Annotated in this window: 21 protein-coding genes and 2 tRNA genes; 5 read left to right on the forward strand and 18 right to left on the reverse strand. The window is 75.0% G+C overall.

From position 1 onward, the window contains the following. Positions 1 to 14 precede the first annotated feature (14 nt). From Cpa01nite_RS11420 to Cpa01nite_RS11455, 8 genes are read right to left on the reverse strand one after another with little or no spacing between them, the layout of a single operon-like run. Positions 15 to 1235: a type II secretion system F family protein gene (locus Cpa01nite_RS11420; protein WP_203668893.1), complete on the reverse strand. Its 1221-nt coding sequence runs from the start codon at positions 1233 to 1235 to the stop codon at positions 15 to 17. Next, the gene (locus Cpa01nite_RS11425) at positions 1235 to 2437 is read right to left on the reverse strand and encodes a type IV pilus twitching motility protein PilT (protein WP_203668894.1); all 1203 of its coding nucleotides are present in this window, start codon (positions 2435 to 2437) and stop codon (positions 1235 to 1237) included. The genes Cpa01nite_RS11420 and Cpa01nite_RS11425 overlap by 1 nt, the downstream gene beginning before the upstream one ends. Further along, on the reverse strand, positions 2434 to 4107 hold the full coding sequence (locus tag Cpa01nite_RS11430; protein ID WP_203668895.1) for a GspE/PulE family protein: 1674 nt from the start codon (positions 4105 to 4107) through the stop codon (positions 2434 to 2436). Before Cpa01nite_RS11430 ends, Cpa01nite_RS11425 begins: the two co-directional genes overlap by 4 nt. Next, positions 4104 to 5480, reverse strand: coding sequence for a PAS domain-containing protein (locus tag Cpa01nite_RS11435; protein ID WP_203668896.1), 1377 nt, complete (start codon positions 5478 to 5480; stop codon positions 4104 to 4106). The genes Cpa01nite_RS11430 and Cpa01nite_RS11435 overlap by 4 nt, the downstream gene beginning before the upstream one ends. Further along, positions 5473 to 6150 carry a GTP-binding protein gene (locus Cpa01nite_RS11440; RefSeq protein WP_239068724.1) on the reverse strand — a complete coding sequence of 226 codons (678 nt, stop codon included), beginning with the start codon at positions 6148 to 6150 and terminating at the stop codon, positions 5473 to 5475. The genes Cpa01nite_RS11435 and Cpa01nite_RS11440 overlap by 8 nt, the downstream gene beginning before the upstream one ends. After that, positions 6131 to 6490, reverse strand: a complete 360-nt coding sequence (locus Cpa01nite_RS11445; protein ID WP_203668897.1) for a DUF742 domain-containing protein — start codon at positions 6488 to 6490, stop codon at positions 6131 to 6133. Before Cpa01nite_RS11445 ends, Cpa01nite_RS11440 begins: the two co-directional genes overlap by 20 nt. A gap of 40 nt (positions 6491 to 6530) precedes the next feature. Further along, positions 6531 to 7025 (reverse strand): roadblock/LC7 domain-containing protein, encoded by a 495-nt coding sequence (locus Cpa01nite_RS11450; RefSeq protein ID WP_203668898.1) that lies wholly within the window; start codon positions 7023 to 7025, stop codon positions 6531 to 6533. Then, positions 7022 to 9010 (reverse strand): ATP-binding protein, encoded by a 1989-nt coding sequence (locus Cpa01nite_RS11455; protein WP_203668899.1) that lies wholly within the window; start codon positions 9008 to 9010, stop codon positions 7022 to 7024. The genes Cpa01nite_RS11450 and Cpa01nite_RS11455 overlap by 4 nt, the downstream gene beginning before the upstream one ends. Before the next feature lie 438 nt (positions 9011 to 9448). Here Cpa01nite_RS11455 and Cpa01nite_RS11460 point away from each other — a divergent pair, with 438 nt between their 5' ends. Both Cpa01nite_RS11460 and Cpa01nite_RS11465 read left to right on the forward strand, forming a co-directional pair. Next, complete coding sequence (locus Cpa01nite_RS11460; protein WP_203668900.1) at positions 9449 to 9844, forward strand: ArsR/SmtB family transcription factor; 396 nt, start codon at positions 9449 to 9451, stop codon at positions 9842 to 9844. Continuing rightward, positions 9841 to 10752 (forward strand): cation diffusion facilitator family transporter, encoded by a 912-nt coding sequence (locus tag Cpa01nite_RS11465; RefSeq protein WP_203668901.1) that lies wholly within the window; start codon positions 9841 to 9843, stop codon positions 10750 to 10752. The genes Cpa01nite_RS11460 and Cpa01nite_RS11465 overlap by 4 nt, the downstream gene beginning before the upstream one ends. A 22-nt stretch (positions 10753 to 10774) precedes the next feature. On the opposite strand, the gene Cpa01nite_RS11470 is transcribed toward Cpa01nite_RS11465, so the two are convergent. The 3 genes from Cpa01nite_RS11470 to Cpa01nite_RS11480 are packed head-to-tail and all read right to left on the reverse strand — an operon-like array spanning position 10775 to position 12029. Beyond that, the gene (locus Cpa01nite_RS11470) at positions 10775 to 11335 is read right to left on the reverse strand and encodes a CG0192-related protein (RefSeq protein ID WP_203668902.1); all 561 of its coding nucleotides are present in this window, start codon (positions 11333 to 11335) and stop codon (positions 10775 to 10777) included. A 50-nt stretch (positions 11336 to 11385) separates the two neighbouring features. Beyond that, positions 11386 to 11796 (reverse strand): PIN domain-containing protein, encoded by a 411-nt coding sequence (locus Cpa01nite_RS11475; protein ID WP_203668903.1) that lies wholly within the window; start codon positions 11794 to 11796, stop codon positions 11386 to 11388. Beyond that, positions 11793 to 12029 (reverse strand): FitA-like ribbon-helix-helix domain-containing protein, encoded by a 237-nt coding sequence (locus Cpa01nite_RS11480; protein WP_203668904.1) that lies wholly within the window; start codon positions 12027 to 12029, stop codon positions 11793 to 11795. The genes Cpa01nite_RS11475 and Cpa01nite_RS11480 overlap by 4 nt, the downstream gene beginning before the upstream one ends. Before the next feature lie 81 nt (positions 12030 to 12110). On the opposite strand from Cpa01nite_RS11480, the gene Cpa01nite_RS11485 reads away from it, so the two are divergent. Further along, positions 12111 to 12620, forward strand: coding sequence for an ASCH domain-containing protein (locus tag Cpa01nite_RS11485; RefSeq protein ID WP_239068725.1), 510 nt, complete (start codon positions 12111 to 12113; stop codon positions 12618 to 12620). A 76-nt stretch (positions 12621 to 12696) separates the two neighbouring features. Here Cpa01nite_RS11485 and Cpa01nite_RS11490 read toward each other — a convergent pair whose 3' ends face one another. The 3 genes from Cpa01nite_RS11490 to Cpa01nite_RS11500 form a co-directional block, all read right to left on the reverse strand. Beyond that, the gene (locus tag Cpa01nite_RS11490) at positions 12697 to 13521 is read right to left on the reverse strand and encodes an SseB family protein (protein WP_203668905.1); all 825 of its coding nucleotides are present in this window, start codon (positions 13519 to 13521) and stop codon (positions 12697 to 12699) included. Positions 13522 to 13609: 88 nt separating this feature from the next. Next, a tRNA-Asn gene (locus tag Cpa01nite_RS11495) sits at positions 13610 to 13682 on the reverse strand. A gap of 63 nt (positions 13683 to 13745) precedes the next feature. Continuing rightward, positions 13746 to 14267 carry a hypothetical protein gene (locus Cpa01nite_RS11500; protein WP_203668906.1) on the reverse strand — a complete coding sequence of 174 codons (522 nt, stop codon included), beginning with the start codon at positions 14265 to 14267 and terminating at the stop codon, positions 13746 to 13748. A gap of 67 nt (positions 14268 to 14334) precedes the next feature. Here Cpa01nite_RS11500 and Cpa01nite_RS11505 point away from each other — a divergent pair. Beyond that, positions 14335 to 14408, forward strand: a tRNA-Ile gene (locus tag Cpa01nite_RS11505). On the opposite strand, the gene Cpa01nite_RS11510 is transcribed toward Cpa01nite_RS11505, so the two are convergent. Together Cpa01nite_RS11510 and gad are read right to left on the reverse strand one after the other, a co-directional pair. Then, on the reverse strand, positions 14406 to 15035 hold the full coding sequence (locus tag Cpa01nite_RS11510; RefSeq protein ID WP_203668907.1) for a YrhK family protein: 630 nt from the start codon (positions 15033 to 15035) through the stop codon (positions 14406 to 14408). The two genes, Cpa01nite_RS11505 and Cpa01nite_RS11510, sit on opposite strands and share 3 nt — an antisense overlap. Continuing rightward, complete coding sequence (gad, locus tag Cpa01nite_RS11515) at positions 15032 to 16444, reverse strand: glutamate decarboxylase (protein WP_203668908.1); 1413 nt, start codon at positions 16442 to 16444, stop codon at positions 15032 to 15034. Before gad ends, Cpa01nite_RS11510 begins: the two co-directional genes overlap by 4 nt. A 191-nt stretch (positions 16445 to 16635) precedes the next feature. Between gad and Cpa01nite_RS11520 the strand changes: the two genes are divergently transcribed. Beyond that, positions 16636 to 18156, forward strand: coding sequence for a peptide MFS transporter (locus Cpa01nite_RS11520; RefSeq protein ID WP_203668909.1), 1521 nt, complete (start codon positions 16636 to 16638; stop codon positions 18154 to 18156). A 33-nt stretch (positions 18157 to 18189) separates the two neighbouring features. Here Cpa01nite_RS11520 and Cpa01nite_RS11525 read toward each other — a convergent pair whose 3' ends face one another. Then, a complete protein-coding gene (locus Cpa01nite_RS11525; protein WP_203668910.1) occupies positions 18190 to 18948 on the reverse strand; it encodes an SDR family oxidoreductase in 759 nt (252 codons plus the stop codon). Positions 18949 to 19077: 129 nt separating this feature from the next. After that, positions 19078 to 20397 carry an aspartate aminotransferase family protein gene (locus tag Cpa01nite_RS11530; protein ID WP_203668911.1) on the reverse strand — a complete coding sequence of 440 codons (1320 nt, stop codon included), beginning with the start codon at positions 20395 to 20397 and terminating at the stop codon, positions 19078 to 19080. Positions 20398 to 20413: the final 16 nt, after the last annotated feature.

Raw genomic sequence — 20413 nt, forward strand, 5'->3', positions numbered from 1 at the left:
CTCACCATTTTTCGTCACATGTTGCTCGTCACCGTGAGAATGGGCATGTACAGGGCCAGGAGCATTCCGCCGACGACGCCCCCGATGATCACGAGCAGCAGCGGCTCCAGGGCGCTGGTCAGCGACTCCGTGCCCTTCGTGACCTCCTCGTCGTAGAAGTCGGCGACGTGGCGCAGCATCCCGTCGAGGTCTCCGGCGTCCTCGCCGACGGTCACCATCTGCACCACCAGGGACGGCAGCACGCCCGTGGCCTCGAGGCTGTCCGCGAAGGACTCGCCGCCGCGCACCGACTCCCCCGCCTGCGCGGCCGCCTTCTCGATCACGATGTTGCCGCTCGTGGGCCCGACGACCTCCAGCGCACGGGCGAGGGCGACGCCGCAGCTGACCATCGTCGACAGGCTCCGGGTGAACCGGGCGATGGCGAGCTTGCGCATCAGCTGGCCGACCAGCGGGGCCCGCAGCAGCCGCGGCTCGACGGCGTCGCGGACCTTCGGGTCGCGGCGGTGCTTCCGCCACCACCAGGCGAACGCACCGATCGCCGCCGCCAGCGGGAGCGCCGCGACCGCCAGCACGTCCGACAGCACCACCAGCGCCTGCGTGGGGGCCGGCAGCTCGCTGTCCAGCCCCTCGAAGATGTCGGCGAACACCGGCACGATGAACATGAGCATCACGACGGTCGCGAGCACGGCGATGCCGAGGACGACGACCGGGTAGACCATCGCGGACTTGATCGTGCGGCGGAGCTTGAGGTCGGACTCCATGCCGGCCGCGGCGGAGGCGAGGGCCTCGTCGAGGAACCCGCCGACCTCGCCGGCCGCGACCAGCGCCCGCGCCACGGGCGGGAACACGGCCGGGTGCCGGTCCACCGCGTCGCCGAGCGAGGCGCCGCCGCCGACCTCGGCGTTCAGGTCGCGGAGCACCTCGGTGAGCGCGGGCTTCTCGGACTGGTCGACCAGCACGCTCAGCGCCCGCGGCAGCGGCAGGCCGGCGCGGACCATCGTCGCGAGCTGCCGGACGACCATGGCGACGTCGTTCGGCTTGATCTTCTTGCCGCCGAGCGAGATCTCCTTGTTCATCCCCGTCGCGGCGACCTCGTCGATCGCGGTGGGCACCAGGTTGAGCTCCCGCAGCCGGGTGGCGACCGCGCGCTCGCTCGAGGCCTCGATCCGGCCGGTGACCGACCGTCCGTCCGGACCGACGACCGCGTACTCGAAGGTCTTCATCCCGCCGGCCATCAGCGCACCCCCGGCCCGGCGCCGTAGCCGTGGGCGGCGGCGCGGCGGCCGCACAGCCGCTCGAACGCCTCGAGGTCCCGCGCCTTGTCCAGCCCGGCCTCGTACGTGATCTGGCCCTGGAGCACGAGCGCCGCGAGCGCCTGGTCGAGCGTCTGCATGCCGACGTCGCCGCCGGAGTGGATGGTGGAGTACAGCTGGTGCTGGCGGCCCTCGCGGATGAGGGCGCGCACGGCCGGCGTGGTGATGAGCACCTCGACGGCGGGCACCCGGCCGCCGCCGCCGGCGCGGCGGCACAGGGTCTGGGAGACGATGCCGCGCAGGGTGCCCGCGAGCTGGGTGCGGACCAGCTCGCGGCCGTCGGCCGGGAACGAGTCGACGATGCGCTCGACGCTGCGGGCGGCGTCCTGGGTGTGCAGGGTCGCGAAGACGAGGTGCCCGGTCTCGGCGGCGGTGAGCGCCGTCTGGATGGTCTCCGGGTCGCGCATCTCGCCGATGAGGATGATGTCGGGGTCCTGCCGCAGCGCGTGCCGCAGGGAGGCCGCGAACGAGTCGGTGTCGTCCCCGATCTCCCGCTGCGTGATGAGGCAGCGCTGCGACCGGTGCCGGTACTCGATGGGGTCCTCGACCGTGAGGATGTGGTCGGGCCGGGTGCGGTTGGCCAGGTCGAGGATGCCGGCCAGGGTCATCGACTTGCCGGAGCCCGTCGGTCCCGTGACGAGCACCAGCCCACGGGGCATGGCCGCGAACGTCGCGACGACGGGCGGCAGGCCCAGCTGGTCGAGGCCCTTGATCCGGTCCGGGATCAGCCGCATCGCCACGGCCACCCGCGCGCTCTGCCGGTACACGTTCACGCGCGCCGAGTACCCCGCGGCCACCTCGTGCGAGAAGTCGAGCTCGTGCTCGGCGTCGTACCGGGCCAGCTGCTGGCGGGTGGCCATCTGCTCGACGATCCGTCGCACGTCGGCGTCGCCGAGCACACCCACCACCTGCGAGGGGCGGAGCTCGCCGTGCACCCGCAGCAGGGGCGGGTGGTCGGCGGCCAGGTGGACGTCGGACGCCTCGAGCGCGATGCCCTCCTGCACCACGAGCTCCAGCGGGTCGGCGGGCTCGGGCGCCGGCCGGTAGGCGACCGGCTCGACCGGGTCGGCGGTGACCGACGCGGCGGGTCGCGTCCCGGTCGACTGGTACCAGGGCGTCGTCATACGACCACCCGCAGCAGCTCCTCGAGGGAGGTGCGACCCTCGCACACCTTCTGCCAGCCGTCCTCGCGCAGCGAGACCATCCCCTCCGCGTGCGCGGTCGCCGCGATCTCCTGGGCGGAGGACCGGGCGACGGCGTGCCGCTCGATGGGCTCGGAGACCTCCATCACCTCGTGCAGGGCGAGTCGCCCGCGGTAGCCGGTGCCCGAGCAGGCGGGGCAGCCGACGGGGCGGAACAGCTCGACGGGGCGACCGGGGTCCGGCCAGGTGAAGCCCGCGGACCGCAGGTCGGCCGGGGACGGCTCGTAGGGCTCCGCGCACTTCCGGCAGAGCCGTCGCGCGAGCCGCTGCGCGACGACCGCGTCCAGCGCCGACCCGACGAGGAACGGCTCGATGCCCATCTCCACGAGACGGGTCACGGCGGACGCGGCGTCGTTCGTGTGCAGGGTGGACAGCACCAGGTGGCCGGTGAGCGCCGCCTCGACGGCGATCTGGGCGGTCTCGTGGTCGCGGATCTCACCGAGCAGCACCACGTCCGGGTCGGACCGCAGGATCGACCGCAGGGCGCCCGCGAACGTCAGGCCCGCCTTCGGGTTCACCTGCACCTGGTTGATGCCCGGGAGCCGGTACTCGACCGGGTCCTCGACCGTGATGACGTTGATCTCGGGCTTCGAGACCGCGTTGACCGTGGCGTACAGGGTCGTGGACTTGCCCGACCCCGTGGGCCCGGTGACCAGGATCATCCCGTAGGGCTTGCGGTACGCGCGGTCGTAGACCTCGAAGCTGCGCTCCGAGAAGGACAGGTCACGCAGGTCCAGCCGCGCGGTCGAGTTGTCGAGCACCCGCATGACGATCTTCTCGCCCCACACCGTGGGCAGGGAGGCCACCCGCAGGTCGATCTTCTGCCCCTGGTGGACGACCGACATGCGCCCGTCCTGCGGCTTGCGGCGCTCGGCGATGTCGATGTCCGACATCACCTTGATCCGCGAGAGCACGGCGGCCTGCATCGCCTTCGGCGCCGGCTGCTGCTCCTTGAGCACGCCGTCGATGCGGTACCGCACCCGCAGCTCGGTCTCCGCCGGCTCGACGTGCACGTCCGACGCGCGGTCCGCGATCGCCTGGGTGACCAGGAGGTTCACCCACCGCACGACGGGGGTGTCCGCGTCCAGCACATCGCCGACCTCGGCGACCTCGCCGGACGCGGCCTGCGCCTCCTGCATGGACTGGCTGAGGTCCGCGATCTCGGAGTCCGCCCGGACCCAGCGGTCGAGGGCCGACTCGAGCGCGCGCCGGGACGCCACGACGGGACGGACCTGCCGGCCGGTGAGCGCGCGCAGGTCGTCGAGCGCCAGCACGTTGCCCGGGTCGGACATGGCGATCTGCAGCACGCCGTCGTCCGTGCCGATGGGCAGCACCCCGTGCCGCCGGCACACCGGTCCGGGCACGAGCGCGACGACCGCGGGGTCGAGGACGGCCGTGTCGAGGTCGACGTACGCCATCCCCGCCTGCTCGGCGAGCGCGCCGACCAGCTGCTCCTCGGTGAGCGCTCCGCTGGCGACCAGCGCCGGACCGAGCGGGCTGCGCGTCGCGACCTGGGCGTCGAGCGCGGCGAGCAGCTGCTCCTCGTCCACGAGCCCGCGCTCCAGCAGGATCTCCGCGAGCTGCCTGCTCATCGCGCGCCCCCCGAGGCCCAGGGCGTCGCCAGCTCGTCCGCCGCCCGCGCGATCCGCCCGACCAGCCCCCGCAGCGCGGTGTCGTCGAACGGCCGCGCCTCCCGCTCGCACTCCTGCGCGAGGTCCCGCATCGCGGCGAGCTGCTCGTGGCTCATCCGCAGCCGCCCGTCGATGGGCGACACGTACGGCGCGAGCTGCCGGGACACCTGGTACCGCGGCACCTGCACCCGCCAGGTCGCGAGGAACCGGTCGGTGCGCCGCAGCCGGTCGTGCGCGCTCTCCAGGTCGCCGCCGACGCCGCGCAGCACACCGGCCGCCGCGGCGAGCTCGACGGTCGCCGCGGTGAGGTCGTCGCGGAGCGTCGCGCTCAGCTGCGCCAGGTGCTCCGGTCGGACCTCGGGCTCGCCGCGCCCGACCTCGCGGGCGACGTCGCCGACCATGTCGGTGTGCAGCCGTGCCAGGGCGATGAGGAACCGGACCCGCAGCACCGACCGCCGGGCGGCGGCGAGCGCCGGCGCGAGGGCGGTCATCATCGCGCCGACCTCGTCGCCGAGCGTCGACATCGCACCGGCCGTGCTGACCAGGACGGGGGCGGTGTCGGAGACCGTCGCCGAGGCCTGCGACGCCATCGCGGTGACCTCGGTCAGCGCGGCGACGGCGCCGAGCGCGTCCTGCTCGACCGCCTGCAGCCGCTCGGCCAGGTGCTGCAACCCGTCCAGGCGGCGCAGCAGGTCCTCCAGGGCGGTGGTCACGGCGAGGCACGCGGCGAGCACGTCGCCCGCCGGGCCGCCGACGGCTCCCCGGTCGGCCGCCCACCGGCGGCGCTCGACCAGCGCCAGCACCTCCGCGGGCATGACGGTGTGCATGAACTCGTCGTGATTCGCGAAGCCGAGCTCGCCGAGTCGGCGCACCATGTGGTCGCGGCCGGCCGCGGCGGCCTCGACGGACCCGTGCCCCGCGTTCCGCGCCGCCCGCTCGACCTCGAGCATCTCGCCGTACGCCCCCGCCGCCGCGGACCACGTCGACTCGACCCCGGGGGTGATCCGCACGGACAGGTAGCCGTCGCCCAGCGGGGTCACCGTGGCGTACACCCAGTACGCGACGCCGTCGCCGGCCAGGTTCTGCACGTAGGCGGCGAACGGCCGCCCGGACTGCAGGGTGTCCCACATCGCGCGGAACGCCCCGCCCGGCATGTCGGGGTGCCGGATCACGTTGTGCGGTGCACCCAGCAGGTCGCGCTGCTCGTGCGCGGCGATCCGGCAGAACGCCCCGTTGGCGGCGGTGATCACGCCGCGGGCGTCGGTCGTCGAGAAGATGAGCTCGGTCGGGCCGAGGGTCCGGAGCTCGCCGGTCGGGGCGGGGTGGTCACGCACGGCGCAGCCCCTCCATCGCGAGCCGCACCAGCGTCAGGAGCACCTGCTTGGTGGCGGTGCGCGAGCGGGCGTCCGTGTAGAGCACGGGCACGTGAGCGGGGATGGCGAGTGCCTCGCGCACGTCCTCCAGGCGGTGCTTGGCGACGCCGTCGAAGCAGTTCACACCCACGACGAACGGGATCCCGCGCGACTCCACGTAGTCGACCGCCGGGAAGCACTGGTCCAGCCGGTCGGTGTCGACCAGCACGACCGCGCCGATCGCGCCGCGCACCAGGTCGTCCCACATGAACAGGAACCGGTCCTGGCCCGGGGTGCCGAACAGGTACAGCCACAGCGAGCCCGGCAGCGCGATGCGGCCGAAGTCCATCGCGACCGTCGTCGACGTCTTGCGCTCGGACTGCCCGCCCGCGTCGTCGACGCCGACCGAGTGCTCGGTCATCGCGGCCTCGGTGTTGAGCGGCTCGATGTCGGAGATCGACCCGATGAACGTCGTCTTGCCCACCGAGAACCCGCCGGCGACGACGATCTTCACCACCGTCGGTGCCTCCGCGCGGTGCGCGCCGTGGCCGTCGGCGTCGGCGCCCCCGCGCGGGACACGGTCGTGCGCCGCGGGGACGGGCGCAGCCGTGCCGGGGGTCGGCCCGCCCGGGTCAGAGGGAGGAAATGCCATCGTAGAGACTCTCCAGAACGTCGAGGACCAGGTACCGCTCCTCCTGCGAGGCGCCGCCTCCCGACGGGTCGAGGGACGGCAGGCCCGCGTCGTGCACCCGGAGCGCGCCGAGGCGCACCAGGTCCGCGACGAGCACCTGCGCGACGCCGAGCGGCAGCCGCAGCTGCGACGCGACCTCCGCGACGGTGAGGTAGCTGCCCGCCAGGCCGGCGAGGATCGCGCGCTGCTCCGTGCTCAGGGACGGCGCGTGGTCGGCGGCGGCCGCGGCGTGCACCAGCGTGTCGAGCCGGACGTCGTCGTCGTCGGGAACCCGCCCCCCGGTGAGCACGTACGGCCGCACGCCGGCCACCGTTGCCTTGTCAGCCCTCCGCCGCGCCACGTCAGCCGTCCGTCCGGTCGAGCGGACGGAGCGCGGGGACGCCGGGGTGACCCGCAGGCCGGCCGGCCGGGGGGTCGACCGGCAGCTCGCGGCGCAGGTCCGCGACCAGCTGCGGGGTGAGCGTCGTCTGCGCCCTGCTCGCCAGCATCGCCATCTCGTAGCCGACGACGCCGACGTCGCAGGTCGGCTCCGCCGCGACGGCGAGGACCGACCCGCCCGACACGTTCATCAGCACGAAGAAGCCGACGTCCAGCTCGAGGACGCACTGCGCGACCTGGCGCCCGCCGAGCTCGCGGGCCGCCCCGCGCGTCAGGCTCGCGAGCCCGGACACGATCGCCGCGAGCTGGTCGCCACTGGTCCGGTCGAGGCCCTGGGACATCGTCATCAGCAGGCCGTCGGCGGACACCACGAGCGCGAACCGCGTGCCCGGCGTCGAGCGCACGAGCTCGTCCAGCAGCCAGACGAACCCGGTGCGGTTCTGGGTCGTGCCGTTCATCGTGCCTCCTCGGCGGTGCTGGTCAGGTCGGGTGCAGCGAGCAGGTCCGTCCCGGCTACGCCGTCGCGGGCACCCTGGGCGGTGCCCGCCCGGAACGCCGTGAGCCGGGCGCGCAGGGCCTCGGCGTCACGAGCGATCGCGTCGTCGGGCTCGGCGTCGGGAGCCCGCACGGCGGTCGGCGTGCGCCGTGCGAGCGCCGAGGCGCCCGTGTCCGTCGCCTCGGGCCGGTACGACGAGATGCTGCTGAGCTCGGCGAGGGCCTGGCGCTGCAGCGAGGCGCGCTCGGCGAGCGCCGCGTGGGGGTCGACCGCGGCGAGGCCGGTGACGGGCTCGGCCGCGTCGCCGGGCGGCGGCACGGAGCCGCTGATCCCGCCGGGGTCCGGGACGGCACCGGCGTCCGGGTAGAACACCTCGCCGGACGCGGGCGGAGACCCGACGCCGGGCGTCGGCGCGGTGGCCGGTGCGACGGCGCGCCGGGACGAGGCGGACCGACCGCGACCACGGTGCGCGCGCGCGGCGCCGGCCAGGGCGGCGGCCGGTCCCGTCGTGCGCCGTGGCCCGTCCACCGACCCGGACGCCGGGCCGTTCGCCTGCCCGGCGGGCCGCTCGGCCGCGCCCGCGTCCGGACGCCGCGGCGCCGGCAGGTCGCCCGCCAGGATCGAGTCGAACGACGGCAGGTCCACGTCGGGCGGGTCGAGCGGGGCCACGGCGTGCGCGCCCGAGGTGGCTGTCCGGCGATGACCCGGGACGGGCGCCGTCCCGTCCGGCGCGAGGGGGCCGGGGACGACGAGTGGCACGTACTCCTCGAGAGGCCGGACGGGTGCGGCGGGTGCTCCGACAGCGCCGCCGCGGTCGGCGTCGGGCAGCGTGGTCGCCCCGCCGAACGCCGGCTCGGGAAGCACGATCTCGTCGTCCACGGCGACGGGCGGGGCCCCGGTGCTCTCGACGTCGAAGAGCTCGCGCGGCAACCGGACGGTCACCGCGGTCCCCGGGCCGTCGGCCGGCTCCGCGAACGTCACGTCGACCCCGAGCCGGCCCGCGAGCGCCCCGACCACGGCGAGCCCGAGCCGTTCCGTCCCGGGTCGCGTGCCGCCGGCGTCGCGCACGCTCGCCTCGACGGCGGCGCGCTCCTCGGGCGTCATCCCGAGTCCGCGGTCGCGGACGGTCAGGTGCAGGGCGTGCTCGTCGCAGTGGCCGAGCACGTCGACCGTGGTGTCCGGGGCGGAGAACTCCGTGCCGTTCTCCAGCAGCTCGGCGAGCAGGTGCGCGAGCGGCACCACGTGCACGGCGGCGAGCGGCGGGTCGTCGGTCAGGTCGACCCGGACGCGCTCGTACGACTCGATCTGCGAGCTCGCGGTCCTCACCACGTCCGACACCGCGGTCGACTCGCGCACCCGGCGGCCGGGCGGGCTGCCGGCGAGCACCAGCAGCGACTCCGCGCCGCGGCGCAGGCGCATGGCGAGGTTGTCCAGCAGGAACAGCTGCTGGAGCGTGTCGGGGTCGGTCTCCGTGCGCTCGAGCTCGTCGAGGGCGCGCAGCTGGCGGTCGAGCAGGGTGATGTCGCGCCGGGCGGCGACCGCGAAGGCGGCGGAGGAGGCGGCCGCGGCGTCGGGTTCGGGGCCGTCGGGCGGGGAGGGTTCCGGCTCCGGGGCGCCGGCCCGGACGACCGGGGTCCCGGCGACCGGGGTCCCGGCGACCGGCGACGCGGCGGACGCGGCAGCCGGCGACGCGACCGGCGGCGCAGGGAGCACGGTCCCGCCCGGCGCGGCACCGACGGCGGGTCCGGCGGCGGGCGGCGGGGACCCCGCCTCGTCCGCGGGGGCGCCGGGGCGTCCGTCCGGCACCGCCTGCCGCCGGCGCGCACGGACGGCGACCAGCAACGCCACCACCGCGAGCAGGACGCCGACCCCCGACAGGGCCAGGCTGACCTCCGCGGGGTCGGCGTCGAACGGGAGGAGCGACGCCTCGCCGAGACGACAGACCACGACACCTCCCACGTTTGCTGAATCGCCCGCCGGGGCGCGTGGAACCCATTGCAACGGACGCGTTCCGAGGCGTGCAAAAGCCGCTCTGACCTGCGGATCTATCGTGTGATGCCTCAGTTTCCCGCACCCCGCCGGGCGTCGATCTGACAATGCCGGGAACGGCTTTGAGGGGGCGTGACGCCGCGTTTTCCGTGAGCGGATGACGTGGCGACGGAGTACTCCGCCGTCGAACTGAGTGCCATCGGTCGCCGTCGTGCGCCCTTGGAGTGGTGGGGTCGCGAGCGCCCCGCCCGGCGACGCGCCGGGCGGCGCCGCGATCGGGACCTACGTCCCGATTTGCCCCGCTGGAGTGCGGCGACTTCCGACGGGCCGCCGCCGCGCCGCCGCGCCGCCACGACGCCGTCGACGGCGCACCGAAGCGCGCCCTAGCATCGCCGCATGGCGATCACATCCCCGGCTGCCGATCACCAGGACGGTGCCCGTCCGCGGACCGACGCGGACCTCGGCGCGCCGGCCGCCGCCCTGTTCCGGGCGCTCGGGGAGCCGGCCCGGCTGGCGCTGCTGCGGCACCTGTTCACCGGGGAGCACTCGGTGCGCGACCTCACCGCCCACCTCGGTCTCGCGCAGAGCACGGTCAGCGCCCACCTCGCGTGCCTGCGCGACTGCGGGCTCGTCACCGTCCGGCCGCGCGGACGCGCCTCGATCTACGCCGTCGCCGCCCCGGGCAGGCTCGCGACGCTCCTCGCGGCGGCCGACGCCCTCCTCGCCGGCGACCACGAGCCGTCCGGCACGCCGTCGGCCTGCGCGTCGCTCGCCGCCGCGGGCGCGCCGTGAGCCACGACCACGGTCACGGCGCGCCGGACCACCGCGGCCGGCTCGCGGTCGCGTTCGGCCTGACGGCGACGGTGCTGGCCGCCCAGGCCGTGGGCGCGCTGCTCACCGGCAGCCTCGCCCTGCTCGTCGACACCGCGCACGTGCTCACCGACGCGGCCGGGCTCGGGATGGCGCTCGTCGCCGCCCACCTGTCCCGCCGCGCCGCGACCTCCCGCCGGACCTGGGGCTACCGGCGGGCCGAGGTCCTCGCGGCGCTGGCGCAGTCCGCCGTGCTGCTCGCGGTCGGCGTGTACGTGCTGGTCGAGGGCGTGCGGCGCCTCGCCGAGCCGCCCGAGGTGCCGTCGACCGAGCTGCTCGTGTTCGGCGCCGTGGGCTTGGTCGCCAACGTAGCCGCGATCGCGGTGCTCGCGGGCGGCCGACGGGCGACCTTCAACACGCGCGCCGCGTTCCTCGAGGTGCTCAACGACGCGCTCGGCTCGGTCGGCGTCATCGCCGCGGCGGTCGTCATCGCCGCGACCGGGTGGCAGCAGGCGGACGCGGTCGCGGGCCTGCTGATCGGCGTGCTCATCGTGCCGCGGGCGTTCCGGCTGCTCCGCGAGACCGCCGCCGTCCTGCTCGAGTCGACTCCCCCGGGCCTCGACCTCGACGCGGTCCGCGGTCACCTGCTGGCGCTGGAGCACGTGCGCGAGGTGCACGACCTGCACGCGACGCTCGTCGCCACCGGGCTGCCCGTGGTCACCGCGCACGTGGTCGTCGACGACGCGTGCTTCGGCGACGGGCACACCGCGCGGATCCTCGACCAGCTGCAGGAGTGCCTGGCGACGCACTTCGACGTGTCGGTCGAGCACTCGACGTTCCAGATCGAGCCGGCGTCGCACCGCGACCACGAGCGCCTCGGGCACGCGTGACCTGCGCCGCCCGGCGCGCGGGTCAGCCCAGGTAGGCGAGGGCCACCGGCTCGTCCTGCCCGGCCCAGGTGCCGGTGAGCACGGCGCGGGCGGGCGCGTCCGCGCCGGGGGCGGGCCAGCGGACCACGACCACGCCGGCGTCCTGCGGGTCGCCGCCGCTCCCCCGCACCCGCATCGTCGGCTCCCGCTCGACGCGGTCGCCCTCGGGCGTCTCGACCCACATCCGCACCTGCTGGTCGCCCTCGCTGACCACCCGGGTCAGCTCGGCGACGTACACCGGGTCGGCCGGGCCGTCGTACACCCAGCGAGTGCCGAGCACCGAGTGCTCCATGGTGCCCACGAGCGACTCCTCCGCCCCGTCGAGCGGCGCGCCTCGGTACGTCAGCGGGACGTGCACGAGCCGACCGCCCACCTCGAACAGGTGCGACTCGATGCCGACCTCGCCGTCCGGGTCGTCGAACCGGTACGCGCCGACCGGCGTCGCCACGTCCGCGGGACCGTCGAACCAGGTCTGCGTCGGCAGCCACGCCGCGACGAGCTCGGCCTTGGTCGGCTCCAGCGTGGCCCGGTGGATGATCGCCATGCGACCCAACCTAGCGGGCGACGCGGGCGATCGTCGCGGTCGACGGCGCCTCAGCGCCAGGGGTCGACGACCTCGACGCCGAGACCTCGGAAGTCGCGGACGTTGCGCGTCGCCAGCGGGATCCCGAGATGCGCGGCGTGGGCGGCGATCTGGCCGTCCTGAGCCGATGGTTCGTGCCCCGCCGCTCGCGCCGCGGCGCGGAGCCGCGCGTGCGTCGCCGCGACGGGGGCGTCGTAGGCCAGCACGCGGTCGGCCAGGGCACGGACGGTGTCACCCACCTGACCGGCGATCCGGTCACGCCGAGCACCCGGAGGGAGCAGCTCGACGCCGAAGACCATCTCGTGCACCACGAGGGCGGGCATGAGCAGCTCACCGGCGTGCGCCCGCATCCACCGGAGGACCCCCTCGTCGGGATCCTGGCGCAGCGGTTCCGACCAGACGTTCGTGTCGACGACGATCACAACGGCTCGACAGGCCTCGCGGCGGACCGCTCCGCCTCCGGCAGGTCGACGCCACCGTGCGCCGCACGGAGCCCGGCGCTCTCGTCGAGCCACGCGAGGACCGGGTCGACGTGCACGGCTGCCGCGAGGATCTCCCGCGCTTCGGCCTCGACCGACCGGTGGTGGCGCTCCGCGCGTGCGCGAAGGCGGTCCTTGACGTCGTCCGGCAGGTTGCGCACCAGCAGCTGGGCCACGTGGCCTCCCCTCGGTTGATATCGTCGATGATATCGACGCTCGCTCGTCGGCGGTAGTGCAGCGCACGTGACAATGACGGCGTGACCCAGCACCGCACCCCGCCCGGACCCCTCGACACCGCCGCGGCCGACGCCCTGTGGCGCGACTACGTCGCCGCCCGCCCGGAGGCCGTCGCCGCCGGCGACGAGTACGTCGTGGACCGGTTCGGCGACTCCGTCGAGCTCAGCGACGAGCTGCTCGGCATCGTGCGGCACGGCGCCAAGCGCGCCACCGCCGAGCTCGTCACCGAGTTCGCGCACCGCGGCGAGGCCCTGCCGCGGGTCGGCGCGCACTGGGTCGCCTGCGACGGCCGCGGGGCCCCGCAGCTCGTCCTGCGCACCGTCGAGCTGCGGCTCGCGACGTTCCGCGAGGTCGACGCCGACTTCGCGTTCGACGAGGCCGAGGACGACCGCAGCCTCCGCAGCTGGCGCGAGCAGCACCGGGTCTACTGGGAGCGCACCTGCGCCGCCCGCGGTGCCGTCTGGAGCGAGCAGGACGAGATCGTCCTGGAGCGGTTCCGGGTGGTCTGGCCGCCGGAGGCCGCGGACTGACGCCGCGGCGGTGCACGAGACACGTCGGGAGCGCCCTCACGTCGAGAACCGACGACGTGTCTCGCGCCGCCTGGGGTCAGGCCGGGAGCGCGCCGGCCGGCACGACGACGGCCGGGCGGGCCGGGTTGACCACCACGCCCGCCCGGCCCGCGGCGCGCGTCGCGGCCGCCACGTCGGCGAACGCCACCCGGCGGACCTCGCCGCCCGGGCGCCACGCCCAGACCTCGGCGGGCGACGTCCCGACCGCGGTGTACGCGCCGCCGTCCGGCCCGGTGGCCGCCGGGCCGGCCGCCCCGTCCTCGACCTCGGGGTCGACCGGCGCGAACAGGGGGCCGTCCCCGAGCGCCTCGAGGTACTGACCGAACGGCAGGGACCGGCCCGCGGTCACGTCGGTCAGCGGCGCCACCGCCTCCGGGTCGTCGGTGAGGTGCGCCCGGATCTCGTCGGCGTACGCGATGAACGCGCCCGGCGACCGGCCGTCGACCACGATCCCCTGGTGGTCGCGGAGCGCCTGCGCCAGCACGGCCGCGGCGGGCTGGACGAGCGAGCGCCCCGCGGCCTGCCGCATCCGCTGCAGCTCGTCGTGGCCGGTGAACGCGACCAGCAGGTCGGCGCCCGCGTTGTCGCGGACCGACGCGATCGCCAGCGTGTCCCCCTGCTGGAACCCGCGGTCCGGGTCGGCGAGGCGCGAGTCGGTGACGTCGAGCAGCAGCTCGCCGGCCACGGCGCGGCGCAGGACGTCGGCGAACGTCAGCACGTCCTTGCGTCCGGCCCACACCGCGAGGGCCTCCCGCACGCCGTCGTTCCGGACGCCGGGGCCCGGCTCCGGCGGCGCGGCGGCCGCGCCCTCCGCCGGCTCGTCCGGCTCGTGCTGTCGCGACCTGCGGCTGAACAGTCCCACGACCGACACCCTAGGTGCCGGGGAGGTCGCCGAGGGGCCGGAGCAGCAGAAGACCCCCAGCAGCCGGTGGCCGCTGGGGGTCTGGGTGCTCCCTCGACTGGACTCGAACCAGTAACCGTCCGATTAACAGTCGGATGCTCTGCCAATTGAGCTACGAGGGATCGTGCGGGAAGAACTCTAGCAGCCCTCCCGGGCTGCTCCGGACACGTCGCGCGTGGCCCCGGTCACGCCCGCAGGCCGGCGGCCGCGCGCACCCGCGCCTCGACCTCGTCGAGCAGCGCGGCGACCGCCGGATCGGCCAGGTCGACGCGGCCCGTGCCGATGACCTGGGTGAACAGCTCGCCCGCCTCGCCGCGGCGCAGCGCGACCCGCACCGGCCCCGCGCCGGGCACGGTCACCGACTCGACGTGCACGACCGACGACTGGATCCGCTCGCGCAGCGTCTGCGCGAACGCGACCGGCACCGGCGGGTCCAGCGGGAGCTCCTCGACGGACCCGGTCACCCAGTGCACCGTGATGGCCGGCGGCTCGGGGGCGAACGACGCGCGGTCGACGTCGGACCACAGGTGCCGGCGCACGGGACCGGCACCCGCGTCGGCCGCGCTCCCGACCACGTACAGCGCCAGCCGGGTCGCCGCCAGCCACCGGTCGCCCGAGCGCGCGGCCGCGAGCACCCGGTCCCCGGCCGGCAGGTCGAGGGCGCGGCGCACGTCGTCGGGCAGGGCGCGGCGGGAGAAGATCGGCACGGTGACCCACCGTAGCGGCGCCGCCGCGCGGGGAGGGCGTCCGGGCGCGCTAGCCTGACGCCATCGCGGGGCAGTAGCTCAGCCGGTCAGAGCAGCGGACTCATAATCCGTCGGTCGTGGGTTCAAGCCCCACCTGCCCTACTCCGCTCCCGACCGGGACGCCGCGCGGGCCACCCGCGCGGAGCCCACCGGCAGCAGCGCCGCCCCGGCGAGGAAGCACACCGCGCCCGCGAACGTGCCGGCGTTCACCAGCGCCGCGTTCGTCTCCTCGGTCGTCCCCGCCACGTACCGCGCCGCCACCGCCGCGGCACCGAACGCGATCGACCCCGCGAGGTTCAGCGCCGCCACCCACCGGTCGACGGACCGCCCCGGTCCGGCGGCGGCACGCCGCACCGCCGCGCACGCCAGCACGCTCGCCACCAGGAAGCACACGGACCCGTAGACGTCCGGCGCCCACACCAGGCGCCGCGCCGGCAGCGCCGCCAGGTCCCGGGTCGCCGCGAGCGTGCTCACGTTGAAGCACACCGTCCCGACCAGCTGCACCAGCCCCGCCCACCGGTCGAGCCGCGCGTCCCGCGGCGTGCCGGCGAGCTGGGACGCCGCCGCGGTGGTGAACAGCACCGACCCGACGACGAACGTCCACGCCACCACGCCGGGCGCGGCCCGCGCGACGAACAGCGGCAGCGACCCGACCGCGAAGCACGCCGACCCCAGCCCGAACAGCACGGCGAGCCGGACGCTCGCCGTGCTCGGCGCCGGCCGCGTCACGACCCGAGGCCGGTCCGCGCCTTGCTCCGCGCCGCCGCGTGCGCGGGCGCGGTCCACAGGTCGGCGGCCGCGGGCGCGCGCGGGACCGGCGCCTCCGCCGCCAGGCTCGTGTACGCCAGGTCGAGGTCGCGCAGCAGCTGGTCGATCATGATCCGGCTGAGGTCGAGCCGGACCACCACCCGCATGAGGTGCACGTCCTCGGCGTCCGGCGGGAGGCTGTACGCGGGCACGATCCAGCCGCTCTCCCGGAGCCGCGCGGACAGGTGGTAGACGTCGAAGCCGGGGTCGTCGGCCAGCCGGAACGTCACGACCGGCTCGGCGAGGCCGGGGTTGAGGATCTCGAACCGGCCCGTGGCCTCGAGCTGCTCGTTCAGGTACCGCGCGTTCGCGAGCATGGTCTCGACGATCGCGGTGTACCCGTCCCGCCCCAGCCGCAGGAAGTTGTACATCTGCGCCTGGATCATCGAGGACCCGCGGGAGAAGTTGAACGTGTACGTCGGCTGCGCGCCGCCCAGGTAGTTGACGCTGAACACCAGGTCCTCGGGCAGCCTCGAGGCGTCCCGGAACACCAGCCAGCCGACGCCCGGGTACACCAGGCCGTACTTGTGGCCCGAGGCGTTGATCGAGGCCACCTGCTGCAGCCGGAAGTCCCACGCCAGGTCCGGCTCGGCGAACGGCGCGACGAACGCCCCGCTCGCGCCGTCGACGTGCAGCGGGACGTCCCAGCCGCGCTCGTCCCGGATCCGCACCAGCGCCGCGTCGATCTCCGCGATCGGGTCGGACTCGCCGATGTGGGTCGTCCCGAGCACGGCGCCGACGGCGATGGTCCGCTCGTCCACCCGCTCGACGACGTCCTCCGCGGTGACGGTGTACCGGTCCGGGCGCATGGGGATCTTGCGCATCTCGACGTCGAAGTAGTTGGCGAACTTGTCCCACACCACGTGCGTCTCGGCGCCGAACACGACGTTCGGCCGGTCGGCCGGCAGCCCCGCCGCCGCGCGCCGGTGCTGCCAGGCGCGCTTGTGCGCCAGCAGGCCGAGCATGATCGCCTCGGACGAGCCGATGGTCGCGACCCCGACGACCGTCGACGGGTCGGGCGCGTGGAACAGGTCGCCGAGCATGTGCACGCAGGCCTCCTCGACGAGCGAGGCGACCGGGTACTCCTCGTGGTCGATGTGGTTCTTGCGCAGCGTGTCGTGGATCAGCGCCTCGGCCTGCGGCTCCATCCAGGTGGTGACGAAGGACGCGAGGTTGAGCGTCTCCCGCCCGTCGAGCATCAGGCCGGTGTGCAGCAGCTCGTAGACCTCGTCCGGGTCCAGGCCGTGCGCGGGGAACTCGGTGCGGTCGATGGCGGTGCGGAAGCTCGCCCGGCCGTGGATCGGCAGGGCGGCGTGGCCGTGTCGGGTCATGGGGCAGCACCTCGCGGTCGTCGGTGACGCGGTGCGACGGCGGGGGCCCGTCCGGACGACGCGACCGTAGCAGCGGGCGTCGCAGCGCCGGACCGGGGCCTTCAGCATTTGCAGGCCTGCGAGCGCCGGGCCCACCCTGGAAGGCGGCGCGCGCGCACCTGGCGCGCGCCCGTCGACCGTCAGGAGACCCCATGACCACCGCGGCCCACGGCGAACCGCCCGCCGGACAGCTGGCCGGCGACCGCGCGTTCTTCGGCCACCCGCGCGGGCTGATGACGCTGTTCACCACGGAGCTGTGGGAGCGGTTCAGCTACTACGGGATGCGCGCCATCCTGCTGTACTACCTGACGGACACGGTCGCGAACGGCGGCCTCGGGATCGGCGAGACGACCGGCCTCGCGCTGGTGTCGATCTACGGCACGAGCGTCTACCTGCTGTCCGTGGTCGGCGGCTGGCTGGCGGACCGCGTGATCGGCGCCCGCCGCTCGGTGCTGATCGGCGGGATCATCATCGCCGCCGGCCACGTCCTGCTGGCGATCCCGGCCGCGGCGTCCTCGTACCTCGGCATCGCGCTGGTCGCCCTCGGCACCGGCCTGCTGAAGCCGAACGTGTCGAGCATGGTCGGCGAGCTGTACGCGCGCGACGACGAGCGCCGCGACTCGGCGTTCTCGATCTTCTACATGGGCATCAACATCGGGTCGTTCACGGCGCCGTTCCTGGTCGGCGCCGCGCGCGCCTGGGGCGGGTACCACGCCGGGTTCCTCGTCGCGGCGGTCGGCATGGCGATCGCCCTGGTGTTCTTCGTGGCGGGCGCCAAGTACCTCGGCCGCGCCGGCGGCGTCGCGCCCAACCCGGTCCGTCCCGAGGAGCGCGTCGCGCTGATCCGCGGGTTCCTCGTCGTCCTCGCCGGGATCGTCGTCGTCGGGCTGGTCGCGGCCGTCGTGGCCGGCGGGTTCAACCTCGACACCTTCATCGACACGATGTCGTACCTGGCGTTCATCGCGCCGGTCGCGTACTTCATCGTGATGTACCGCTCGCCCAAGGTCACCGACGCCGAGCGTCCGCGCGTGCTCGCGTACATCCCGCTGTTCGTCGCGGCGATGCTGTTCTGGATGATCTTCGAGCAGGCGGCGACGACGCTCGCGGCGTTCGCGGCGAACCGCACCGAGCTGTCGATCGTCGGCGTGACGATCAGCCCCGAGTTCTTCCAGTCGGTGAACCCGCTGTCGATCATCGTCCTGGCGCCGGTGTTCGCGTGGATCTGGTCGAAGACCCACGACCGCCCGCCGACCGCGACCAAGTTCGCGATCGGGCTGGCGCTGGCCGCGGTGTCGTTCCTCGTGATGTCGCTGGCGTCGGCCGCGTTCGCCGACAGCCTGGCGCCGGCGTGGGTGCTCGTCGTGGTCTACGTGATCCAGACGCTCGGCGAGCTGTGCCTGTCCCCCGTCGGCCTCGCCGCGACCACGCTGCTCGCGCCGCGGGCGTTCCGGAACCAGGCGATGGCCGTGTGGTTCCTCGCCCCGGCCGCTGGGCAGGCGATCACGGCGCAGCTGATCAAGGCCACCGAGGGCGCGTCCGACACGGCGTACTTCGGCGGGATCGGCGCGGTGGCGCTGGCCTTCGCGCTGATCCTGCTCGCGCTGTCGCCGTGGGTGACCCGGCACATCCGCCGTGCCGACGAGATGGAGGGCACGGTGAGCGCCGGGGCGTGACGGCCCCGGCGCCCGCCGGCGCCCCGTGCGGGGTCAGGACCGCGCGGTCTGGGTGTTCGACACCTGGGCCCGCGGCCGGACGACCAGCGTGTCGATGTTGACGTGGTGCGGCCGGGTCAGCGCGAACGCGATGACGTCCGCGATGTCCTCGGCGAGCAGCGGCTGGTAGCCCTCGTAGACCTTCGCCGCGCGCTCGGCGTCACCGCCGAACCGGACCAGGGAGAACTCCTCGGTCGCGACGGCGCCGGGCGCGATGTCGATGACCCGCACCGGCTCGCCGATCAGCTCGAGCCGCAGGGTGGTGGTGAGCATCCGCTCGGCGTGCTTGGCGCCGGTGTAGCCCGCGCCGCCCTCGTACGGGCCGATAGCTGCGGTCGAGGTGACCACGAGGACGTCGCCGCGGCCGCTGGCCTTCAGCTGCGGCAGCAGGGCCTTCGTGACACGCAGCGTGCCGAGCACGTTGATGTCGTACATGCGGCGCCAGCCCTCGACGTCCGCCTCGGCGACCGGGTCGAGGCCCAGCGCGCCGCCCGCGTTGTTGACGAGAGACGTGAGCCCGCCGGTCGCCTCGACGTGCGCGGCCAGGCGAGCCACGTCCTCGTCGCTCGTGAGGTCCGCGGCGAACGGCTCGGCGCCGGTCTCGGCGGCCAGGGCCTCGAGCCGGTCGGCGCGGCGCGCGACGGCGACGACGTCCCAGCCCTCGGCGCGCAGCCGGCGGACGGTCGCGGCGCCGATCCCGCTGGACGCACCGGTGACGACGGCGCGGAGGGCGGGCGTGGCGGTCTCGGACATGCTGGGTCCTCTCGGTGGGGCTGGTTCGGGTCCGACTGTAGGCCGCGCCGAGACCCACTGATCCGCGCGAGGCCCACGTCCGCGGGCGGGGGTCTCGGTCGGATCAGTGGGTCTCGGCGAGCCGAGCGGTCAGAGGGTGGCGTCGAGCTCCGACAGCACCGCGTCGTAGGCCGCGAGCGCTCTCGCGACCTGCGCGTCCGTGACGACGCACGGCGGGACGACGTGGATGCGGTTGTCCTGCACGAACGGCAGCAGCCCCCGGTCGAGCAGGCCGGCCTTGACCGCGCCCATGGCCGCGGGGCCGACCGGCTCCCGGGTCGCGCGAGAGGTGACCAGCTCCAGCGCCCAGAACACGCCGGTCCCCCGCACCTCGCCGACCGACGGGTGCGCGTCCGCGAGCGCCGCGAGCCCCGGCGCGAGCACCTCGGCGCCGATCCGGGCGGCGTTCTCGACGACCTTCTCGTCCTCCATCGCCTCGATGGTCGCGACGACCGCCGCCATCGCGAGCGGGTGCCCGGAGTACGTCAGCCCACCGGGGTACACCCGGTCGTCGAACGCGCGGGCGACGGCGTCCGACATCAGCACGCCGCCGGCGGGCACGTAGCCGGAGTTGACCCCCTTGGCGAACGTCACCAGGTCGGGCACCACGTCGTGCTGCTCGAACGCGAACCACGACCCCGTGCGGCCGAACCCGGCCATCACCTCGTCGAGGACCAGCAGGATCCCGTGCCGGTCGGCGATCGCCCGCACGCCCGCGAGGTAGCCCGGCGGCGGCACCAGCACGCCCGCGGTCCCCGGGACGGTCTCGAGCAGGATCGCCGCGATCGACCCCGGCCCCTCCGCCTCGACGACGCGCGCCAGGTGCCGCAGCGCGCGCTCGCACTCCTCCTCCGGCGTCGTCGCCCAGAACTCCGAGCGGTACAGGTACGGACCGAAGTGGTGCACGTGGCCGCGGGCGTACTCGTTCGGCACCCGGCGCCAGTCGCCGGTCGCGACCACGGCCGCGCCGGTGTTGCCGTGGTACGAGCGGTACGCGGACAGCACCTTGTCGCGGCCGGTGACCAGGCGCGCCATCCGGATGGCGTTCTCGTTCGCGTCGGCGCCGCCGTTCGTGAAGAACACCTTGGAGAACGACGCCGGCGCGTGCCGGAGGATCGCCTCGGCCGCCCGCCCGCGCGGGAGCACGGCGTGCGACGGGGCCACGGTCGCCAGCCGCCCGGCCTGCTCGGCGATCGCCGCCGTGACCCGCGGGTGCTGGTGGCCGATGTTGGTGTTGACGAGCTGGCTGCTGAAGTCGAGCAGCGTGCGCCCGTCCGCGAGCGCGACCTCGCAGCCGGAGGCCCCGGCGACGACGAGCGGCTGCAGGGCGCCCTGGGCGGACCAGGAGTGGAACACGTGCGCCCGGTCGAGCTCGAGGGCGAGCGCGCCGTCGGCGTCGAGTGCGGTCATGGGTGCGGGCCTTCCG

The organism is Cellulomonas pakistanensis, from assembly GCF_016862755.1.
GTDB classification, from domain to species: domain Bacteria; phylum Actinomycetota; class Actinomycetes; order Actinomycetales; family Cellulomonadaceae; genus Cellulomonas; species Cellulomonas pakistanensis.

Bases quoted from the DNA above. Each gene is read 5' to 3' on its own strand.
- Cpa01nite_RS11420 (WP_203668893.1), bottom strand. From the start codon at position 1,235: ATGGCCGGCGGGATGAAGACCTTCGAGTACGCGGTCGTCGGTCCGGAC.
- Cpa01nite_RS11430 (WP_203668895.1), bottom strand. From the start codon at position 4,107: ATGAGCAGGCAGCTCGCGGAGATCCTGCTGGAGCGCGGGCTCGTGGAC.
- Cpa01nite_RS11450 (WP_203668898.1), bottom strand. From the start codon at position 7,025: ATGAACGGCACGACCCAGAACCGCACCGGGTTCGTCTGGCTGCTGGAC.
- gad (WP_203668908.1), bottom strand. From the start codon at position 16,444: ATGACCCGACACGGCCACGCCGCCCTGCCGATCCACGGCCGGGCGAGC.
- Cpa01nite_RS11470 (WP_203668902.1), bottom strand. From the start codon at position 11,335: ATGGCGATCATCCACCGGGCCACGCTGGAGCCGACCAAGGCCGAGCTC.
- Cpa01nite_RS11520 (WP_203668909.1), top strand. From the start codon at position 16,636: ATGACCACCGCGGCCCACGGCGAACCGCCCGCCGGACAGCTGGCCGGC.
- Cpa01nite_RS11440 (WP_239068724.1), bottom strand. From the start codon at position 6,150: ATGGCATTTCCTCCCTCTGACCCGGGCGGGCCGACCCCCGGCACGGCT.
- Cpa01nite_RS11425 (WP_203668894.1), bottom strand. From the start codon at position 2,437: ATGACGACGCCCTGGTACCAGTCGACCGGGACGCGACCCGCCGCGTCG.
- Cpa01nite_RS11530 (WP_203668911.1), bottom strand. From the start codon at position 20,397: ATGACCGCACTCGACGCCGACGGCGCGCTCGCCCTCGAGCTCGACCGG.
- Cpa01nite_RS11460 (WP_203668900.1), top strand. From the start codon at position 9,449: ATGGCGATCACATCCCCGGCTGCCGATCACCAGGACGGTGCCCGTCCG.
- Cpa01nite_RS11525 (WP_203668910.1), bottom strand. From the start codon at position 18,948: ATGTCCGAGACCGCCACGCCCGCCCTCCGCGCCGTCGTCACCGGTGCG.